Origin of the sequence: Hoylesella timonensis S9-PR14, from assembly GCF_000762405.1 — a bacterium.
GTDB lineage: Bacteria > Bacteroidota > Bacteroidia > Bacteroidales > Bacteroidaceae > Prevotella > Prevotella timonensis_A.
In genome coordinates this window covers 1-1,075 of record NZ_JRPQ01000245.1, presented here as the reverse complement: position 1 = coordinate 1,075, position 1,075 = coordinate 1, and the positions used below count along the sequence as shown (strand labels likewise).

Annotated in this window: 1 protein-coding gene; it reads right to left on the bottom strand. The window is 38.1% G+C overall.

Features of this window, described 5'->3' with window-relative positions; genetic code table 11:
- Positions 1-943, bottom strand: a 943-nt coding sequence (locus tag HMPREF9304_RS12255; protein ID WP_508604226.1) for a fimbrillin family protein, incomplete at its 3' end; no start/stop codon positions are given.
- Between the last annotated feature and the right edge of the window lie 132 nt (positions 944-1,075).

Below are 1,075 nucleotides of genomic sequence, written 5' to 3'. Positions count from 1 at the left end.
TATATGCAATCATGGCAACAGGTTTCTCACCTGCATTGTCTGCTTCTTCACAAGTTGAGTAAATATTGCCAGCATCGGATATCACCCAACCAAGTTTAGGCTCTTGGAGTGTTGTATTTTGGTCAGGGTAGCCAATGAAGTCATCCGTAATGGTAATCTTGTATTTGTATCTTTTTCCTGCTTTCAAATCAGCTTTGAAAGGAAAATAAGTAACGCCATAACTATTGTAGTCGCCAACAACATATTGACCTGTGCTGTGGTCATAAATTTTACATTTNANCCATACATAGGAATAAACGTTTTGTGCGTCATTCTCATCAATAGCCTTATTAATGTCTGCAATTCTAANGCCTGACTTNGGATTCCACGGTTGATGATTCAACGGAACTAAAAAAATGTCTTTGCTGGCATTAAGATATGATTTATCTGCTTTTTCAAAGTTGTCTATATCAAATGAATATTCGCCAAGTCCTAAATNATCCCTTGCCATGCGTGTTTGAACCGCCCCATTTCCCAGCATTGTAAACTCTGCTTCATGATACACCCCCTTTAAGCCGATTTGCTTGATGTCCNTGATTTCAAGATTGTTTGACATATTGGAAATTCCAAACTTGATTTGTGAAAGGAGGTGATGGAATTGTANTTTTACGGTACCATGATTTGCTTGTTTATATTCATCTGATTCGAAAGCTGCCATATAATCCTCGTTTCCNCCCGAATATACACCAAGGCTTACCTCGTNGTTGCTCCATACATCTATTTCCGGTCTGCTTCCAAAATTATTGGGAGAGTTGACCGCAACAAAATGCAGGGNTTCATTTTCTAACCATCTCTTTCTCTNATTCTNGTCTTTATATGAGAATATGCCATTACCTTGATTGACTATTTCTACATTATCCATATATGGNTCTTCTTCTCCTGGGTCGTCAAGGAACGCATACACATAAAAGTTTTTCAANTTCTTGACATAGTTTTGNGAGTCAAACGCTGTACGCGTATGAGTTTNANTGTTCTCTGCAACAGAAAAGTTGATAAAGTCAGAAGGAGATGCTACATTGGATGCAACTTGTTCTTC